This is a genomic window from Marinactinospora endophytica, assembly GCF_054780875.1.
Window position 1 is genome coordinate 176,454 of sequence record NZ_BAAGVM010000009.1, and the last position, 18,185, is coordinate 194,638.

14 protein-coding genes are annotated in these 18,185 nt (G+C 71.6%); 8 read left to right on the forward strand and 6 right to left on the reverse strand.

What is annotated here, in order from left to right; translation table 11 throughout:
• Nucleotides 1-136: 136 nt before the first annotated feature.
• The 3 genes from ACYVHU_RS17935 to ACYVHU_RS17945 all read right to left on the reverse strand — a co-directional run bounded on the left by ACYVHU_RS17935 (nt 137) and on the right by ACYVHU_RS17945 (nt 4,363).
• Complete coding sequence (locus ACYVHU_RS17935) at nt 137-1,357, reverse strand: arginine deiminase (protein ID WP_498949055.1); 1,221 nt, start codon at nt 1,355-1,357, stop codon at nt 137-139.
• A gap of 61 nt (nt 1,358-1,418) precedes the next feature.
• Nucleotides 1,419-2,798, reverse strand: coding sequence for an amino acid permease (locus ACYVHU_RS17940; protein ID WP_498949056.1), 1,380 nt, complete (start codon nt 2,796-2,798; stop codon nt 1,419-1,421).
• A gap of 179 nt (nt 2,799-2,977) precedes the next feature.
• Nucleotides 2,978-4,363, reverse strand: coding sequence for an amino acid permease (locus ACYVHU_RS17945; protein ID WP_078762423.1), 1,386 nt, complete (start codon nt 4,361-4,363; stop codon nt 2,978-2,980).
• A 232-nt stretch (nt 4,364-4,595) separates the two neighbouring features.
• On the opposite strand from ACYVHU_RS17945, the gene ACYVHU_RS17950 reads away from it, so the two are divergent.
• Both ACYVHU_RS17950 and ACYVHU_RS17955 read left to right on the forward strand, forming a co-directional pair.
• The gene (locus tag ACYVHU_RS17950) at nt 4,596-5,492 is read left to right on the forward strand and encodes an EamA family transporter (RefSeq protein ID WP_078762584.1); all 897 of its coding nucleotides are present in this window, start codon (nt 4,596-4,598) and stop codon (nt 5,490-5,492) included.
• 42 nt (nt 5,493-5,534) lie between these two features.
• Nucleotides 5,535-6,620 carry a COX15/CtaA family protein gene (locus tag ACYVHU_RS17955; RefSeq protein WP_078762422.1) on the forward strand — a complete coding sequence of 362 codons (1,086 nt, stop codon included), beginning with the start codon at nt 5,535-5,537 and terminating at the stop codon, nt 6,618-6,620.
• Here ACYVHU_RS17955 and ACYVHU_RS17960 read toward each other — a convergent pair.
• The 3 genes from ACYVHU_RS17960 to ACYVHU_RS17970 all read right to left on the reverse strand — a co-directional run bounded on the left by ACYVHU_RS17960 (nt 6,547) and on the right by ACYVHU_RS17970 (nt 9,173).
• On the reverse strand, nt 6,547-7,923 hold the full coding sequence (locus tag ACYVHU_RS17960; RefSeq protein ID WP_078762421.1) for a PrsW family intramembrane metalloprotease: 1,377 nt from the start codon (nt 7,921-7,923) through the stop codon (nt 6,547-6,549). The two genes, ACYVHU_RS17955 and ACYVHU_RS17960, sit on opposite strands and share 74 nt — an antisense overlap.
• Nucleotides 7,924-8,064: 141 nt before the next feature.
• Nucleotides 8,065-9,039, reverse strand: a complete 975-nt coding sequence (locus tag ACYVHU_RS17965) for a heme o synthase (protein ID WP_078762420.1) — start codon at nt 9,037-9,039, stop codon at nt 8,065-8,067.
• The gene (locus ACYVHU_RS17970) at nt 9,039-9,173 is read right to left on the reverse strand and encodes a hypothetical protein (RefSeq protein WP_498949057.1); all 135 of its coding nucleotides are present in this window, start codon (nt 9,171-9,173) and stop codon (nt 9,039-9,041) included. The genes ACYVHU_RS17965 and ACYVHU_RS17970 overlap by 1 nt, the downstream gene beginning before the upstream one ends.
• Before the next feature lie 636 nt (nt 9,174-9,809).
• Here ACYVHU_RS17970 and tkt point away from each other — a divergent pair.
• From tkt to pgl, 6 genes are all read left to right on the forward strand, one after another.
• Nucleotides 9,810-11,852, forward strand: a complete 2,043-nt coding sequence (tkt, locus tag ACYVHU_RS17975; RefSeq protein WP_394330063.1) for a transketolase — start codon at nt 9,810-9,812, stop codon at nt 11,850-11,852.
• 83 nt (nt 11,853-11,935) lie between these two features.
• Entirely contained in the window at nt 11,936-13,045 is a 1,110-nt protein-coding gene (gene tal, locus ACYVHU_RS17980; RefSeq protein WP_078762418.1) for a transaldolase, read from the forward strand.
• 135 nt (nt 13,046-13,180) lie between these two features.
• Nucleotides 13,181-14,857: a phosphoglucose isomerase-related protein gene (locus ACYVHU_RS17985; RefSeq protein ID WP_498949105.1), complete on the forward strand. Its 1,677-nt coding sequence runs from the start codon at nt 13,181-13,183 to the stop codon at nt 14,855-14,857.
• A gap of 86 nt (nt 14,858-14,943) precedes the next feature.
• Nucleotides 14,944-16,473: a glucose-6-phosphate dehydrogenase gene (zwf, locus tag ACYVHU_RS17990; RefSeq protein ID WP_078762417.1), complete on the forward strand. Its 1,530-nt coding sequence runs from the start codon at nt 14,944-14,946 to the stop codon at nt 16,471-16,473.
• 19 nt (nt 16,474-16,492) lie between these two features.
• The gene (locus ACYVHU_RS17995) at nt 16,493-17,422 is read left to right on the forward strand and encodes a glucose-6-phosphate dehydrogenase assembly protein OpcA (RefSeq protein ID WP_078762416.1); all 930 of its coding nucleotides are present in this window, start codon (nt 16,493-16,495) and stop codon (nt 17,420-17,422) included.
• Nucleotides 17,419-18,177, forward strand: a complete 759-nt coding sequence (gene pgl, locus ACYVHU_RS18000; RefSeq protein WP_498949058.1) for a 6-phosphogluconolactonase — start codon at nt 17,419-17,421, stop codon at nt 18,175-18,177. The genes ACYVHU_RS17995 and pgl overlap by 4 nt, the downstream gene beginning before the upstream one ends.
• Nucleotides 18,178-18,185: the final 8 nt, after the last annotated feature.

Genomic DNA, 18,185 nt, shown 5'->3' on the forward strand with positions numbered 1-18,185 from the left:
GTCGTTCCTGGCCCCGCCGGCCGCACGGCGCGGCCGACGCCAGGATGGTGGTCGAGAAATCGATCGGCGCCCGGAACACCGATACGCAAGAACATACACAGGTGTGCATATAAATGCGGAAGAGGGTGGCGCACGCTCACGCGTCCCGCTCGATCGGGCAGGTCATGCAGTGCGGGCCACCGCGGCCGCGTCCCAGCTCGCTGCCGCGCACCGTGATCACCTCGACGCCGTTCTTGCGCAGGAAGGTGTTGGAGGTGACGTTGCGCTCGTAGGCGATCACCACGCCCGGCTCGACCGCGAAGACGTTGCAGCCGTCGTCCCACTGCTCGCGTTCGGAGGAGAAGACGTCCTGCGTGGGCGTGAGCACCTTGATGTCGTCCAGCCCCAGGGCGTCGGCGATGGCCCGGTGCATCTGCTCGGGCGCGTGGTCGGTGACCTTGAGCTCCTTCTCGTTGTCGCCCGGTTCGATGGTGTAGGAGGGGAGCATGCCCAGCCCCGCGTACTTGACGAAGACGCCGTGGTCGACGTTGGTCATGACCGTGTCCAGGTGCATGACCGCGCGGGCCTTCGGCATCCAGATGCCGAGGATCCGCTGGGCCGCCCCCTTGGCGAAGAGCCGACGGGCCAGCATCTCCACCGCCTGCGGCTGGGTGCGTTCACTCAACCCGACCAGCACCGCGCCGTTGCCGATGGGCATGACGTCCCCGCCCTCGATCGTGGCCGGCGCCCACTTGCTCCCCGGCGCCCACACCTCGAAGTCGGCCTCGGCGAACATCGGATGCCAGGTGTAGACCGCCTCGTAGTGGACCGTCTCGCGCATGCGGGCCTTCTTGCGCATCGCGTTGACGGAGACGCCCCCGTAGATCCAGCACGAGGTGTCACGGGTGAAGATGTGGTTGGGCAGCGGCGTCAGGACGAAGTCGTCGGCGTCCAAGGTGTGGAACCAGACCGACTTCGGTTCCTCCATCCGCTCCAGCAGCTCGCGCTTGGTGATGCCGCCGATGAGGAACCGGCGCAGCGTCTCGGTGTCCATCGCCTCGAACGCGCTGCGGATGCCGTCGATGGCCAGCGGCCCCTGGAAGCGCTCGTCCAGGCTGTGGTCGAGGATGTAGGCCTTGGCCTCGGGCATCTCCAAGACGTCGTGGAGCAGCTGGTGGAACAGGTGGACCACGACACCCCGGTCGCGCAGGTAGTCGGCGAACGCATCGTGCTCCTCGCGTGCCCGCTTCGCCCACAGCACGTCGTCGAACAGCAGCGCGTCCCGGTTGCTCGGGGTGAGCCGCTTCAACTCCAGGTCCGGCCGGTGCAGGATCACCTGCCGCAACCGCCCGACCTCGGACTTCACTGAAAAGGCCATGCTTCCTCGTTCTCTCGCGTTCGCCTCGCCCGGGCGGCGGGCCACCGGAGCGCGGGCGAACTCACCGTCGACCACCTGCCGCGGCCGTCTGCCGGGTACGCGGGCCGCCGTCACCGCCGCTGGAGCGCGCCCAGATGTAGACCGGCACTCCGACGAGCAAAATGAGCATTCCCTGGAAAACCGCCTCGGAACCGGCACCGAACACCATCCAGAACGAAAAGGCCATCGCCACGATCGCCAGCGCCATGTCGCGCGCGAGGTGTCCCATCCGGATCCGGCGTCGGTGCGTCACCAGCCAGAAGATCTGGGCACAGGCGGAGAAGAAGTAGGGGATGACCGTGGTGAAGGTGGCCAGCAACAGGATCGACTCGAAGGCGTCGGCCGCCCCGTAGTAGTTGGTGACCACCACGATGGTGGTCAGGACCGCCCCGGCCAGGATGCCCACGTAGGGCACGCCGCCGCGGGTGCGGGAGAAGGCCTGTGGGAACAGGCCGTCACGCGCGGCGGCCATCGGCATCTCGGCGACGAGCATCGTCCAGCCGTTGAGCGCGCCCAGACCCGAGATGATGGCCATGACGGCCAGTACCCCGCCCCACACCTGCCCGCCGAACATGTTGTTGATCGCCTCGGCGAAGGGCGCCTCGGAGACGACCAGCCGGGCGTAGGGCACGTTGCCCATCACCGCGACCGTGCCCAGCAGGTAGACCACGGCGCACGCCAGGGTCCCGATGACGCTGGCCCGCCCGATGTTGCGCTCGGGGTCTCGTACCTTCTCCGCGGCGACCGACGCGCTCTCCACCCCGGAGTAGGCGAAGAGCAGGACCGCGCCGGACAACGAGACGGCGGTGAGCAGGGATCCGCCGGTGGCGTTGAACGGACCGAAGTTGGCCGGGTCGATGAACAGCAGTCCCACGAGCGCCACGAACAGCAGCGGGACGAACTTCAGCACCGTCGTCACCAGCTGGAAGGCCCCCATGTTGCGCACGCCGGTGAGGTTGACGACGGCCGGCAGCCAGATGCCCACCAGGGCGACCGCGGTGCGGCCGAGCGTGGAGTCCCAGTCCAGGAAGTAGTTGACGTAACCCACCCAGGCCACGGCGATACCGGCGTTGCCCGCCCAGGCCGTGATCCAAAACGACCAGGCGTTCCAGAAACCGGCGAAGTCACCGAAGGCGTCGCGCGCGTAGGCGTAGGGGCCGCCCGAGGCGGGAACGCGCGCCCCCAACCGGCCGAACACCGTGGCCAGCGCCAGGGCGCCCACCGTGACCACCGCGAACGCCAGGATGCTGACCGTGCCGTAGCCGGCGAGGGTCGCGGGCAGGAGGAAGATGCCGGTGCCGACGATGTTACCGACGACCAGGGCGGTGGCCACCGGCAGCCCCAGACGCGGCCCGTCCGCCCTGCCCTGGCTTCCCTCGTCCGCCGCCCGCGCGGTGCTCACGGGCGCCTCCCCGATCCGGCGCTTCCCACCCGCATCGCCCCGCTCTCTCGCTCACCGCGCGGAGCGGACCACCTCGGTCCACCGGATTCCCCGGCCCTCGCGGACTGTGTGCGATCCTGGCGTCTCCTTCCCGCCGGGAAGGACGGGGCTCGCCCGGTTGTCGAGAGCGACCGAAGGGTTTACGACGGTTTGACCGCGCCGGTGGCCTCGGCGTGTTCCGCGCGGGCGGCGGCGCGCCTGGCACGTGCCCGTTCCCCGACGTAGACCGGGACACCGAGCAGCATGATCAGCATGCCCTGCAACGCCGCCTGCGCCCCGGCCCCCACGACCATCCACAGGGAGAACAGCATCGCCAGCACGACCATGGTCAGGTCCACCGCCAACCGCCCGCCCGCCACCGGGCGTCCCCCGTCCCCGCCCACCAGCCAGTACAACTGGGCGCAGGCGGAGAAGAAGTAGGGGATGACGGAGGTGAAGGTGGCCAGCAGCACGATCGACTCGAAGGCGTCGGCCGCTCCGTAGAAGTTCAGCACGATGACCAGGGAGGCCATGACGGCGCCGGCGACCACGCCGAACCAGGGCACCTCGCGGGCGTTGGTCCGGGCGAAGACGCGCGGGAACAGCCCGTCGCGCGCGGCGGCCATCGGCATCTCCGCGACGACCATCATCCACCCGTTCATGGCGCCGATCCCCGAGAGCACCGCCATGGCCGCGACGGCGCTGCCCCAGTCCTGGCCGCCGAAGACGGCGTCGGCGGCCAGCGCGAACGGGGCCTGCGACTCCCTCAACCGCTCGTGGGGCACGTTTCCCATGACCGAGACCGTGCTCAGCAGGTAGACGAGGGCGCAGGCCAGCGTGCCGATGACCGTGGCGCGTCCGACGTTGCGCCGCGGGTCGCGTACCCGGCCGGCCGCGATCGAGGCGCTCTCCACCCCGGAGTAGACGAACAGCAGCACCGCGCCGGCCAACGACACCGCCGTCAGCCAGGACCCGCCCGTCGCGTTGAACGGGCCGAAGTTCGCCGGATCGATGAAGAACAGCCCGATCAGGGCGACCGACAGCAACGGGAGGAACTTCAGCACCGTGGTGACGACCTGGATGACCCCCATGGCCCGCACCCCCGCCAGGTTCACCAGGGCCGGTACCCACACGCAGACCAGCGCCAGCAGCGAGGAGCCCAGGGGCGAGTCCCAGCCCAGGAAGTGGTTGGCATAGCCCACCCAGGCCACGGCGATGCCGGCCATCCCCGCCCATGTCGTGATCCAAAACGACCAGGCGATCCAGAAACCGGTGAAGTCGCCGAAGGCGGCGTGCGCGTAGGCGTAGGGGCCGCCCGAGCCCGGGGTGCGCGCCGCCAGCCGGCCGAACACCGCTGCGAGGGCCAGCGCGCCCGCCGACACCAGGACCAGGGCGAGGAGGCTGATCGTGCCGTAGCCGGCCAGGGTCGCGGGGAGCAGGAAGATCCCGATGCCGATGACGTTGCCCATCACCAGGGCGGTGGCGGTGGGCAGGCCCAGGCCCGCCCGGCCCTGTTCCCGCGTTCTTCCGGCCGGTGCCGTGGTCATCCGTCGTTCCCCCGCAGCGGGCCTCGCCCGCGTCCTCGTCGCCGCCCGCGGGCGGTCCTCCGTTCATGAGCCCTCGGTAACGGTACGGGGTCATCAGCGGTGTTCAGCGCGTTTGCGCCCGCCCCGCCACGTGGTCTCCCCCACTCGATTCATAGGATGGTGGGTTGTGACCGCCAACGCCGCCGATGGTTCGCCTCTCCCGTCCCGTCTGCCCGCCCTGCGCGGCGCGGCCATGCTCCGCAACGCCGGCGCCTCCATTCCGCCGTCCTGGTACGTGGTCGCGGGGATCCTGTCGATCCAGGCCGGCGCCGGGATCGCCAAGAACCTGTTCACGGTGCTGCCGCCCAGCGCCGTGGTGTGGCTGCGGCTGCTCACCTCGGCGGTGGTCCTCATGGCGCTGGTACGCCCGCGGCTGCGCGGACACACCCGCGCCGACTGGCTCGTCGCGATCGGCTTCGGCGTGTGCCTGGCGACCATGAACTTCTCGCTGTACCAGGCCATCGCGCGCATCCCCCTCGGCATCGCCGTGACCATCGAGTTCCTGGGACCGCTGGCGGTGGCCGTCGCCGGTTCCCGGCGCCGCGTCGACCTGCTGTGGGTGGGGCTGGCCGCGCTGGGCGTCGTCCTGCTGGGGTACGGCGACGGCCACGTGACGCTGGCGGGTGTGGCGTTCGCGCTGCTCGCCGGGGCCGCCTGGGCGGGCTACATCCTGCTGGGCGCGGCGACCGGGCGGCGCTTCCCCGGGACCTCGGGGCTGGCGATCGCCAGCGTGGCCGGAGCGGTGCTCGTGGCCCCCGCCGGCATCGCCGAAGGGGGCGCCGCGTTGCTGGACCCACGGCTGGTGGTGATCGGCCTGCTCGTGGGACTGCTGTCGTCGGTGATCCCCTACACCCTGGAGATGCACGCGCTGCGGCGCATGCCACCACGGGTGTTCAGCATCCTGATGAGCCTGGAGCCCGCCGCCGCGGCGCTGATCGGCCTGCTCCTGCTCGGGGAGATCCTGACGATCGGCCAATGGGCCGCCGTGGCCTGCGTCGTCGCCGCCAGCCTGGGGGCCACCCGCACCGAGCGGACCCGGGCGGCGCGGGAGGCGGGTCCTCCCCCCGCCCCCGACCCTGGGGAGCGGTGAGGCGGATCCGGGGGAGCGCAACCGTCTACTACAGTTTGTCGTATGAGTGGTTCCCCAGCTCCGGCCGTACTCGCGGCGGACGAGATCTTGATATTGAACCTGCCGCTGTGGACGTGGCAGATCGTCTTCGCCGTCGCCGGGGTGCTGGCGCTGGTGGTGCTCTCGCGCACCATCTGGCACCCCACCGTCGCCTCACTGCGCTGGTGGGCGCTGGGCAACATCGTCGTCAACGCCGGCATCGCCGTGACCGGCGCGACGGTGCGGGTGACCTCCTCGGGGCTGGGCTGTTCGGAGTGGCCCAAGTGCACCAAGGAGAGCTTCGTCCCCGTGGGCACCCACCACTCCGCCTTCAACGCCGCCATCGAGTTCGGCAACCGGACGCTGACGTTCCTGGTCCTCGCGGTCGGGGTCATCGTGTTCGTCGCGACGCTGCGGATGCGTCCACGCCGCCGCGACCTGCTGACGTTGGCCACCATCATCCCGATCGGCGTGCTCGGCCAGGCCGTGGTCGGCGGCATCACCGTGTGGAGCGACCTGCACCCCGCCTCGGTCGCCGCGCACTTCCTGCTCTCCACGGTGGTGGTGATCTTCACCGTCGCCTACTACGTCCGCTGCCGTGAGCCCGAGGGCGAGCTCCGGCTCACCGTCGCCCCCTCGATCCGACACCTGGCCACCGCGCTCGTCCCGCTCGGTTTCGCGCTGCTCGTGGCCGGAACCGTGGTCACCGGTACCGGTCCGCACGGCGGGGACGCCTCGGCCCCGAGGTGGGACTTCGACATGGTGCTGGTCACCCGCGTGCACTCGCTGCTGGCCTGGGCCACGGTGGCCGGCGCCGTCGCCCTGATCGTGCTGGCGCTGCGCCTGGGTGCGCCGCGGCGGCTGCGCACCCAGATCTGGCTGCTGCTGGCGGTGATCGCCGCGCAGGGCGGTGTGGGCTATGCCCAGTACTTCCTCGGGCTGCCCGAGCTGCTGGTCGTCCTGCACGTACTCGGTTCGACCCTGGTGTGGGTCGCGATCCTTCGGGTGTACTTCGGGACCGCCGAACGGGCCGCCGTCACCAGCCCCGCTCCCCGGGGGGAGTCTGGCGAGGCGGCTGCGGCGGCCACTGGGCCGGCCGCGGACCACTAGGCGGCTGCGGGCCCGGCGGCGCACTGGGGTGCGCCCCGGGCCGGGGCGCCTCGCGCTGGCTCCTCGCCCGCTCGATGACGTGGGCGAAGTCGGAGCGCCGCAGGAAGCCGGAGTCGGTGGGCCGTTCCGCCCACACCGGCGCGGCCGGGACGGCCGCGCGCCCGATGAAGGCCTCGCGCGCCACGTGCATGAGCGCGAGGAAGGAGTCCCTGCGGTGCCACCACTGCGGGCGCACCACTCCGCGCTCCATCCGCTGGTGCAGCAGCGCCAGCTCGGTCGCCGCCAGCTGGTAGTCGCGCATCGCGTTACGGCCGGCCTGCCCCGCCGTACGCTGCGCCCAGGCCCGCGCCCCTCTCCGGCCCGCCATGGAGCTGAGCATCTGGATGTCGGCCGGCGTGACCAGGCCGGTGGGGATGTAGGGCGGCAGGTGACGGGCGATCGCCGCGACCTGGCGGCGCCGGTCCTGGACCGCGACCACGATGATCATGACGAGCACGAAGAACAGCACCAGGTAGGCGACGCCCAGCCCGAGCCAGCCGAACAGCGTCGACCCGTTCCACAGGGCGTGCAGCAGCATCGCGGCGATCCACCCGCCGACCGGGGCGAGGAAGCGCGCCGGCCCGCGGTTGATCGCCGCGTAGGCCACCCCCAGTCCGATCATCGCGGTGTAGATGGGGTGACCGAACGGCGCGATGACCCCGCGCAGCACGAAGGTGAACGCCAATCCGGCGAACCCGCTCTCGAAGAACGAGGTCAGGAAGTAGGAGATGTTCTCGGTGAAGGCGAAGCCGGTCGCCACCATCCCCGCGTAGATGACGCCGTCGGTGTAGGAGTCGATCTCGTGGCGGCGTCGCCACAGCAGGATGAGCAGCACCACGCCCTTGGCGGTCTCCTCGACCAGCGGCGCCCCCACAGCGGCGCTGAGGTAGGAGCCGAGGTCCTCCCCGAACACGGGGACGGCGTACAGCTCCATTCCCAGCGTGTTGAGGACGAGGGACACCAGCACCGCCACGCCCGCGCCCCACAGGAAGGCGAACAGCAGCATCGTGGCCGGCTCGGGCTCCAGTCGGTCCAGCAGCAGGATCAGCGGGATCAGGACCGTCACGGGGATGATCGCGGCGACCAGGCTGACGACGAAGCCGAGCGCGCCGGCGGCGCCACCGCCGACCAGGCCGCCGAGCAGCAGGTAGCCGAGCATCAGGGCCATGCAGATCACGCTGACCGTGATGCCGACGATCAGCCCCACGGAGTGACGTCCGGGCCGGCGTCCCTCCAGGATGGCCTTCGTGTCGAGAACGGGCATAGCCCCAGAGCGTAACGTGTCGTTCCCCCGCGCCGTCCCTCGGCGGCGGCGCGGGGTGGCCGGCCCCGGACGTCGTGACATGGCAACGGCCCCCCGCCCCTGACTCGGGGGCGGGGGGCCGGCGGCCGCGGAAAGGGCGGGTCAGGCCAGCAGGCCCGCGATCAGCGGGTCGATCGTGACCGCGCAGAACAGCAGCGCCAGGTAGGCGTTGGACAGGTGGAAGAAGCCCATCGTCTTCAGCTGCGCGCCGGTGACACCGGCCCGCACCCGGTTGAACAACCGGTGCGCCTGGAACAGCAGGATCGCGCCGAGCACGATCGCGCAGACGGCGTAGAACAGGGTGGTCCCGGCGACCGGCCAGAACAGCACCGAGACGATCACCGTCGCCCAGCTGTAGAGGACGCATTCGAGCAGGACCCGACGGTCGCTGGCCACGACCGGGAGCATCGGGACGTTGGCGGCCGCGTAGTCCTCGCGGTAGCGCATCGCCAGGGTCCAGGTGTGCGGCGGGGTCCAGAAGAAGACGACGAGGAAGAGGACGAACGGCGCCCAGTCCAGGCCCCCGGTGACCGCGGCCCAGCCGATGAGCACCGGCATGCAGCCGGCGATCCCGCCCCACACGACGTTCTGCGCGGTACGCCGCTTCAGCAGCATGGTGTAGACGAAGATGTAGAAGAGGATCGCGGTCAGCGACAGCGCGGCCGACAGCCAGTTCACGAACACCGCGAAACCGACCGTGGAGACCACGGCGAGGGTCAGGCCGTAGATCATCGTGCCGCGCGGTGTGACCTGGTGCATGGCGACCGGACGGCGCCGGGTGCGACGCATCTCCTGGTCGATGTCACGGTCGATGTAGCAGTTGATCGCGTTGGCGCTGGCCGCCGACATCGTGCCGAAGAGCAGCGTGGCGACGGCGGTCCACAGCGGGGGGACCCCACCCGCCGCGACGAACATCACCGGGATCGTGGTGATCAGCAGCAGCTCGATCACCCGGGGCTTGGAGAGCGCGACGTAGGCGCGCACGTAGGCGCCGAAGGAACGGGAGCGGGCCGCGCTGTCGCGCGCGTCCGCGTCCTCGACGCCGGCAGGGTGCGGGGAACGGTTCAGCAAGGTCATCAGCGCCGTCGCGTCTTCTCGCCACGGACCGCCACGCCCTGCTCCGGACGCGCCGCGCCCACCTGTCGTTCGCCCCACCCGTCACGCGGCGCGAAACGCGCGGCGGGGGACATCCGCTCTACGGACACAGACACGCTGAACCTCAAAGGAATCGGGAATCTCTACTGCTCGCCACGGGGGGGCCGCGGGCTCGGCACGCTCACGCGCCGGAAAAGCCGCGAAACCCGGTCAACGACATACTGTAGTACTTGCCGGGGCGCCCGCCCGACCGGGGGCGTGTCTGCGGAACCGGCTCTGAACTGTGGTTGCGCGCTCCCGCGGCGGAGGCGACCTCCCTCCGTACCCGTCCCGTCACCGCGGCGTTCCTCGCAGGCTGCCATAAGCGGTGGTCAGGCCATAGCGCGCCACGCCCGCCAGGTCAAGGAGGCAAGGGGGATAAACCTCGCTCCAGTGGGCAAGGGTGAGACGTGTTGAACATCGTTACCGATCGGTTCGGGCGATAGGCTCGAGACAGCGATCGTTCCCGCCGTGGCCCCGCGCACGGTCGTGGTCGGGAGCCGCATCCGCGGACCCGGTCCCACCGTCTCCGCACCGTCGCGGCGAGGATACGTCTGTTGACCATCCCATATTCACAGTTCCCGGGCGTAAGACGCCCGTTCGACCTGGATGCGCGAAAGGAGCCCTGAGCCCGCGTGAACACCGACACCTCAAAGACCCTTGATTGGTCAGAGCTGGACCAGCGCGCCGTCGACGTGGTCCGCGCCCTGGCGATGGACGCGGTCGAGGAGGCGGGCTCTGGCCACCCCGGTACCGCGATGAGCCTGGCGCCCGTGGCCTACCTCCTCTTCCAGAAGGTCATGCGCCACGACCCGAGCGAACCCACCTGGATCGGCCGCGACCGCTTCGTCCTCTCCGCCGGCCACTCCAGCCTCACCCTCTACATCCAGCTCTACCTGGCCGGTTATGGCCTGAGCCTGGACGACCTCAAGCGGCTGCGCCAGTGGGACAGCCTCACCCCGGGCCACCCCGAGCACGGGCACACCGCCGGCGTGGAGACCACCACCGGACCGCTCGGCCAGGGCATCGGCAACGCGGTGGGCATGGCGATGGCGGCCCGCCGCGAGCGCGGCCTGTTCGACCCCGAGTCCGCTCCCGGCGAGAGCCCCTTCGACCACTTCGTGTACGCCATCTGCTCCGACGGCGACGTCCAGGAGGGCGTCTCGCACGAGGTCAGCGCGCTGGCCGGCACCCAGAAGCTCGGCAACCTGATCCTCATCTACGACGACAACCACATCTCGATCGAGGACGACACCCAGATCGCCTTCTCCGAGGATGTCGCCGCCCGCTACGCCGCCTACGGCTGGCACGTCCAGGAGATCGACTGGACCGCCGGCGGCTCCTACCACGAGGACGTCGCCGCCCTCCACCAGGCGGTGCTCGCGGCCCAGGCCGAGACCGAGCGCCCCTCCCTGATCAAGCTGCGCACGATCATCGGCTGGCCGGCCCCCAACAAGCAGAACACCGGGGCCTCCCACGGCTCGGCGCTGGGCGCCGAGGAGGTCGCGGCCACCAAGCAGATCCTCGGCCTCAACCCGGACGCGACCTTCGACGTTCCCGAGGAGCTGCTGGAGCACACCCGCAAGGCCGTCGAGCGCGGCCGTGAGGCCCGCGCCGAGTGGGAGGGCTTCCTCGCCGCCTGGCGCAACGGCGCCGGCGAGCGCGGCGACCTGTTCGACCGCCTGTCCTCCGGCAAGCTCCCCCAGGACTGGACCGACGCGCTGCCGACCTTCGAGGCCAGCGCGAAGGGCATGGCCACCCGCAAGGCCTCCGGCGAGGTGCTGAGCGCGATCGCCCCGGTGCTGCCGGAACTGTGGGGCGGCTCCGCCGACCTGGCCGGTTCCAACAACACCACGCCCAAGGGCGAGCCGTCGTTCATCCCGGAGGAGTACTCCACCACGGCGTTCTCGGGCAACCGGTTCGGCCGGGTGCTGCACTTCGGCATCCGTGAGCACGGCATGGGCTCCATCCTCAACGGCATCGCGCTGCACGGCCCGACCCGGCCCTACGGCGGCACCTTCCTGGTCTTCAGCGACTACATGCGCCCGGCCGTGCGCCTGGCCGCGCTGATGAAGCTGCCGGTCACCTACGTCTGGACGCACGACTCGATCGGCCTGGGCGAGGACGGCCCCACCCACCAGCCGGTCGAGCACCTGTGGTCGCTGCGCGCGATCCCGGGCCTGGACGTGGTCCGCCCGGCCGACGCCAACGAGACCGCGGTCGCCTGGCGGACCATCCTGGAGCACAACGACCGTCCCGCCGCGCTCGCCCTGACCCGGCAGAACGTTCCCACGCTGGACCGCAGGGAGCTGGGCTCCGCCGAGGGCACCGCCAAGGGCGGCTACGTGCTCGCCGAGGCCTCCGACGGCAGGCCGCAGGCGCTCATCATCGCCACGGGCAGCGAGGTCGCGATCGCGCTGGAGGCCCGGGAGCGCCTGGAGGCCGAGGGCACTCCCACCCGCGTGGTCTCCATGCCCAGTGTCGAGTGGTTCAACGAGCAGGAGCCGGCCTACCGCCAGAGCGTGCTGCCGCCCTCGGTGCGCGCCCGTGTCTCGGTCGAGGCCGGTGTGGCGCTGGGCTGGCGCGAGTTCATCGGTGACGCCGGCGAGTCCGTGAGCCTGGAGCACTTCGGTGCCTCGGCTCCCTACCAGACGCTCTACGAGCAGTTCGGCATCACCGCGGAGCGGGTGGTCGCCGCGGTCCACGCGAGCATCGCCCGCCTCGGCGGCGAGAGCGGGACGACGACCGGCAACTGACGTCCGCGGGGAGGGTCCTTCACCGGTTCGGGAAGGACCCTCCTGCCGTCGGTGCCGCAACGACGAGGGGAAGACGAAAGACCATGACGAACCCACTGAAGAACCTGTCCGACCAAGGCGTCGCCGTCTGGCTCGACGACATCAGCCGGGAACGCCTGCGCAGCGGCAACCTGTCCGAGCTGATCCGCGACAAGAGCGTCGTCGGCGTCACGTCGAACCCCACGATCTTCGAGAAGGCCCTCAAGGAGGGTGACGCCTACGACGCGCAGCTGCACGACCTGGCGGTGCGCGGGGTGTCGGTGGAGGAGGCCGTGCGCGCCATCACCACCTACGACATCCGCTGGGCCGCCGACGTGCTGCGCCCGGTCTACGACGCCACCGACGGCCAGGACGGCCGGGTCTCCCTGGAGGTCGACCCGCGCCTGGCGCTGGAGGCCGCCGAGCGCACGGTCGCCGAGGCGCGCGCGCTGTGGTGGATGGTCGACCGGCCCAACCTGATGATCAAGATCCCGGCGACCGAGGCGGGGCTGCCCGCCATCACCCAGGCCCTGTCCGAGGGCATCAGCGTCAACGTCACGCTGATCTTCTCGCTGGAACGCTACCGCGGTGTGATGGAGGCGTTCCTGGCCGGTCTGGAACAGGCCCGCGAGAACGGCCACGACCTCCACACGATCCACTCCGTGGCATCCTTCTTCGTCAGTCGGGTGGACACCGAGATCGACAAGCGGCTGGAGGCCATCGGCAGCGAGCAGGCGCGCGGGCTGCGCGGGCGTGCCGCGATCGCCAACGCCCGCCTGGCCTACGCCGCCTACGAGGAGGTGTTCTCCTCCGAGCGGTGGAAGGCCCTGGAGTCCGCCGGTGCCCGCCCGCAGCGTCCGCTGTGGGCCTCCACCGGTGTGAAGGACCCCGCCTACCCCGACACGCTCTACGTCACCGAGCTGGTCGCTCCCGGCACCGTGAACACGATGCCCGAGGCGACCCTGGAGGCCACCGCCGACCACGGTGAGATCTCCGGCGACACCGTGCGCGGCACCTACGAGCAGGCCCGCGCCGACCTCGCCGCGCTCGCCGAGGTCGGGGTCGACTACGACGACGTGGTCGCGGTGCTGGAACGCGAGGGCGTCTCCAAGTTCGAGAAGTCCTGGGAGGGACTGCTCGACGGGGTCTCCCAGCAGCTCAAGGCCAACTCCTAGGAGCCCGCCCGTTCCCGGGCCCACCCCCGGGAACGGGCGTCTCGCTGATCCGTTCGCGGTCCGATCGGGAAAGGCGGGCTCGGCCGGGGCGGGTCGGGTAGAAGATGATCCCGGGTGCCCGCGACGGGCGCCCGGATGTCGGATCTCGCGCGAACCGTGGAAGGACCAGTCGCTTTGAGCACTGACCAGGTAAAGGCCGCAGACCTTGTCGTGACGTTGGAGGGCGCTGTCCGTGACAGCGCCGCCTCGGCCCGGGAGCGTCTCGTCGCCGACGGGATTCCGGCGAAACTCGCGGCAAAGGACCCGTCATTGTGGGGGCCCGACGCCGCCGCCGAGGCCGCCGTCCGGCTGGGCTGGCTCGACCTGCCCCGCTCCTCCCGCGCCCTGCTTCCGGAGCTGTCCCGGGTCGCCGCGGAGAAGCGCGCGGCCGGACTGGACCGCGTCGTGCTGGCCGGGATGGGCGGTTCCTCGCTCGCCCCCGAGGTGATCGCCGCGACCCGGGGCGTTGAACTGACCATCCTCGACACCACCGACCCGCACCAGGTGCGCCGGGCGATCGAGGACCGTCTGGAGCGCACCGTCGTGGTGGTGTCCTCCAAGAGCGGTGGCACGGTCGAGACCGACAGCCAGCGGCGCGCCTACGAGGCGGCCTTCCGGGCGGCCGGGATCGACCCGGCCGAGCGCATCGTCGTGGTCACCGACCCCGGCTCGCCCCTCGCCCGCCTGGCCGAGGAGGCCGGTTACCCCACCTTCCTGGCCGATCCCGAGGTGGGGGGCCGCTACAGCGCGCTGAGCGCCTTCGGCCTGGTTCCCAGCGCGCTGGCCGGCGTGGACGTGACGGCCCTCCTGGACGAGGCCGAGGCGCTGGCGGGCTCGCTGGCCAAGGACACCGACAACCCCGCCCTGCTGCTGGGGGCCGCCCTCGGCGGGTTCACCGGACACGACAAGGTGCTGCTGGCCGGGTCGACGCCCGCGGGGCTGGGCGACTGGATCGAGCAGCTGGTCGCCGAGTCCACCGGCAAGGACGGGACCGGGCTGCTGCCGGTCGTCGTCGAGGGCCCCGACGCCCCCGGGTTCGTTCCCGGCCCCGACAGTCACCTGGTCGCCTTCGCCGAGCACGGCGATCCCGGCGCCGACCTCGCCGACACCGTGGTCAGCGGCCCCCTGGGGGCGCAGTTCCTCGCCTGGGAGTACGCCACCGCCGTGGCCGGGCGGCTCCTGGGCATCGACCCGTTCAACCAGCCCAACGTGCAGGAGTCCAAGGACAACACCAAGGCGCTGTTGGAGGCGTCGGGGGACGGCCCGCTGCCCTCGGGCACCCCGCTGCTCGTGGACGGCCCGGTCGAGGTGTACTCCGCCGACAGCGGCCTGTACGACGGCGCCGGCGACCTCACCGAGGTAGTGCAGCGGCTCGTGCGCGCGGTCCCCGAGGACGGCTACCTCGCCGTGATGGCCTACCTGGACCGCGACCCGGCGGGCGAGGGCGAGGCCGCCGAGGTGCGGCCGGCGCTGGCCGCGCTGACCCCGCGCCCGGTCACTTTCGGCTGGGGACCGCGTTTCCTGCACTCCACCGGGCAGTACCACAAGGGTGGACCCCACAACGGAGTGTTCCTCCAGATCACCGGTGAGGTCACCGACGACCTGGAGGTGCCCGGCCGCCCCTACAGCTTCGGCCGGCTCCAGCTCGCCCAGGCGCTCGGCGACTTCGGCGCGCTGGGCGACCGCGGTCGGCCCGCCGTCCGACTGCACCTGCGCGACCGCGCCGCCGGCCTGGCCCGGTTGCGCGAGGCGCTGGACTCCGTCCGTCCCTGATCCGACCCATCCCCGCCGCCGCGGCCACACCCGCGGCGGCGTACGCCACCACCACACGGGGAGATGAAGACGTGAAAGAACCGGTGATGCCGGGAGCGGTCCCCAACCCCCTGCGCAGCGTGCTGGATCGGCGGTTGCCGCGCATCGCCGGCCCGAGCGTGCTGGTCCTGTTCGGGGTCACGGGAGACCTGGCCCGCAAGAAGCTGCTGCCGGCCATCTACGACCTGGCCAACCGCGGGCTGCTGCCGCCGGGCTTCGGCCTGGTCGGCTTCGCCCGGCGCGACTGGGCCGACCAGGACTTCGCCCAGCAGGCCCACGAGGCCGTGCGCAAATACGCGCGCACCCCCTTCCGCGAGGACGTCTGGCGTCAGCTCAGCGAGGGGGTCCGCTTCGTCCAGGGCGAGCTGCACGACGACGAGGCCTTCGACAACCTGGCCCGCACCGTCCGCGAGCTCGACGCCGACCGCGGCACCGGAGGCAACTACGCCTTCTACCTGTCGCTGCCGCCCAAGCTGTTCCCGACGGTGGTCAAGCAGCTGCGGCGCTCGGGGCTGGCCGAGTCCCGGGGCGACTCCTGGCGCCGGGTCGTCATCGAGAAGCCCTTCGGCCACAACCTGGAGAGCGCGCAGGAGCTCAACGCGGTCGTGGACGACGTCTTCCCGCCCCAGTCGGTGTTCCGCATCGACCACTACCTGGGCAAGGAGACCGTCCAGAACATCATGGCGCTGCGGTTCGCCAACACCCTGTTCGAACCGATCTGGAACCGCAGCTACGTCGACCACGTGCAGATCACGATGGCCGAGGACATCGGTGTGGGCGGCCGGGCCGGCTACTACGACGGCATCGGCGCCGCCCGCGACGTCATCCAGAACCACCTGTTGCAGTTGCTCGCGCTGGTGGCGATGGAGGAGCCGCTGTCCTTCACCGCCGACGCCATCAGGGCCGAGAAGGAGAAGGCCCTGTCCGCGGTCACCCTGCCGGAGGACCTGGGCCTGGGCACCGCCCGCGGCCAGTACGCGGCGGGTTGGCAGGGGGGCGCCTCGGTCGTGGGCTACCTGGAGGAGGAGGGGATCCCCGCCGACTCCATCACCGAGACCTACGCGGCGATCAAGCTCGGCGTGAACACCCGCCGCTGGGCCGGGGTCCCCTTCTACCTGCGCACGGGCAAGCGGCTGGGCCGGCGCGTGACCGAGGTCGCGCTGGTGTTCCAGCGCGCCCCGCACGAGATGTTCAGCCGGGTCGAGACCGAGGAGCTGGGCGCCAACTCGCTGGTGCTGCGCATCCAGCCCGACGAGGGCGTGACCCTGCGGTTCGGCTCGAAGGTTCCGGGCGCCTCCATGGAGGTCCGTGACGTGAGCATGGACTTCACCTACGGCGAGTCCTTCACCGAGGCCAGCCCCGAGGCCTACGAACGGCTGATCCTGGACGTGCTCATCGGCGACCCGCCCCTCTTCCCACGCCAGGAGGAGGTCGAGCTGTCGTGGAAGATCCTCGACCCGATCGAGGAGTACTGGGCGAAGAACGGCCGGCCCGAGCAGTACGAGTCGGGCACGTGGGGTCCGCCCTCGGCTCACGAGCTGATGGCCCGCGACGGCCGCCAGTGGCGCCGGCCCTGACGGGAAGAGGGAGACGACGATGACGCTGTATCTTCCGCGTACCACCACCGCGCAGATCACCGAGGCCCTGGCCAACGAGCGGCGCAGTGTCGGCGGCGGCGCGATGAACATGGTGCTGACCCTGGTGATCGTGACCGACGAGGCCGACCACTACGACGCCGTGCGTGCCGCCACCGAGTCGGGCCACGAACACCCCAGCCGGGTGCTCGCGCTGATCCGCCGTGACCGCGACGCCGAGCCCGCGATCGACGCCGAGATCCGCCGGCCCGGCACCGCCGGCCCCGGCGAGGCCCTGTTGCTGCGGTTGTACGGACCGCTCGGCGACCACGCCGACTCCGTGGTCACCCCGCTCCTGGTGCCCGACGCGCCGGTCGTCGTGTGGTGGCCGGGCGAGGGGCCGGCCGACCCCGCCTCCGACCCGGTGGGCCGGCTCGCCCACCGGCGCATCACCGACGCGCTGCGCGCCGCCGACCCGGTCGGTGACCTCATCGGCAGGATCGCCCATTACTCCCCCGGTGACACCGACCTGACCTGGACCCGGCTGACCCCGTGGCGTTCCCTGCTGGCCTCCACGATGGACCAGCCGTGCGGGTGGGTCACCGCGGCCGAGGTGACCGCCGAACCGCACTACCCGAGTGCGGACCTGCTCGTGGCCTGGCTGTCGCAGCGGTTGAACGTGCCGGTGACCCGCAAGGAGTCGCACGGTCCCGGCATCACCGGCGCCAAGCTCAGCACCGAGGACTGCGGCGACATCGAGATCAGGCGGCTGGACGGACGGGTGGCCACCCTGTCGCGTCCCAACCAGCCCGACCAGACCGTCGCGCTGCCGCGCCGCCGCGCCGCCGAGGCCCTCGCCGAGGAGCTGCGCCGGCTCGACGCCGACGAGGTCTACGAGAGCACCGCCAAGCACATGGCCGAGACGTTGGGGCGGTCGGGGGTGAACGCGTGAGCGACGCCGAGGTGATCCTGCACGCCGACGCCGACCTGCTCGCCGCCGCCACGGCGGCGCGGATCGTGACGCGGCTGACCGAGGCCCAGGCGGCACGCGGCTCGGCGTCGATCGTGCTGACCGGAGGCGGCATCGGCACGGCCGTGCTCGCCGCGCTGGCGCGTACGCCGGCGCGCGACGCCGTCGACTGGCGGCGGGTCGACGTGTGGTGGGGGGACGAGCGCTTCCTTCCCACCGGGGACGCCGAGCGCAACGAGACCGGGGCGCGGGCGGCGCTGCTCGACCACATCGACCTCGATCCCGGGCGCGTGCACCCGATGCCCGCCCCCGACGGGCCGGACGGGGACGATCCCGCGGCGGGCGCGCTCCGCTACGCGGCAGAGCTGCGCGTCCGGGCGGAGGCCGGCGGGACGGTTCCGTCCTTCGACGTCTGCCTGCTCGGGGTCGGCCCGGACGCCCACGTCGCCTCGCTCTTCCCGGGGCTGCCGGCGATGAAGGAGCGGGAGCGCTCCGTGGTGGCCGTCCACGACGCTCCCAAGCCGCCCCCCACCCGGATCTCGTTGACCCTGCCGGCCATCGCCGCGGCCCGTGAGGTGTGGGCGCTGGCCGCGGGAGAGAGCAAGGCCGAGGCGGTCGGCCGCGCGCTGGGCGGGGCCGGGGAAGTGCCCGCGGCCGCCGTACGCGGCCGCGAGCGCACGCTGTTCCTGGTGGACCGCGCCGCGGCTCGGGACCTGCCGGAGACCGCGCGTCCTTGACCGGTCCG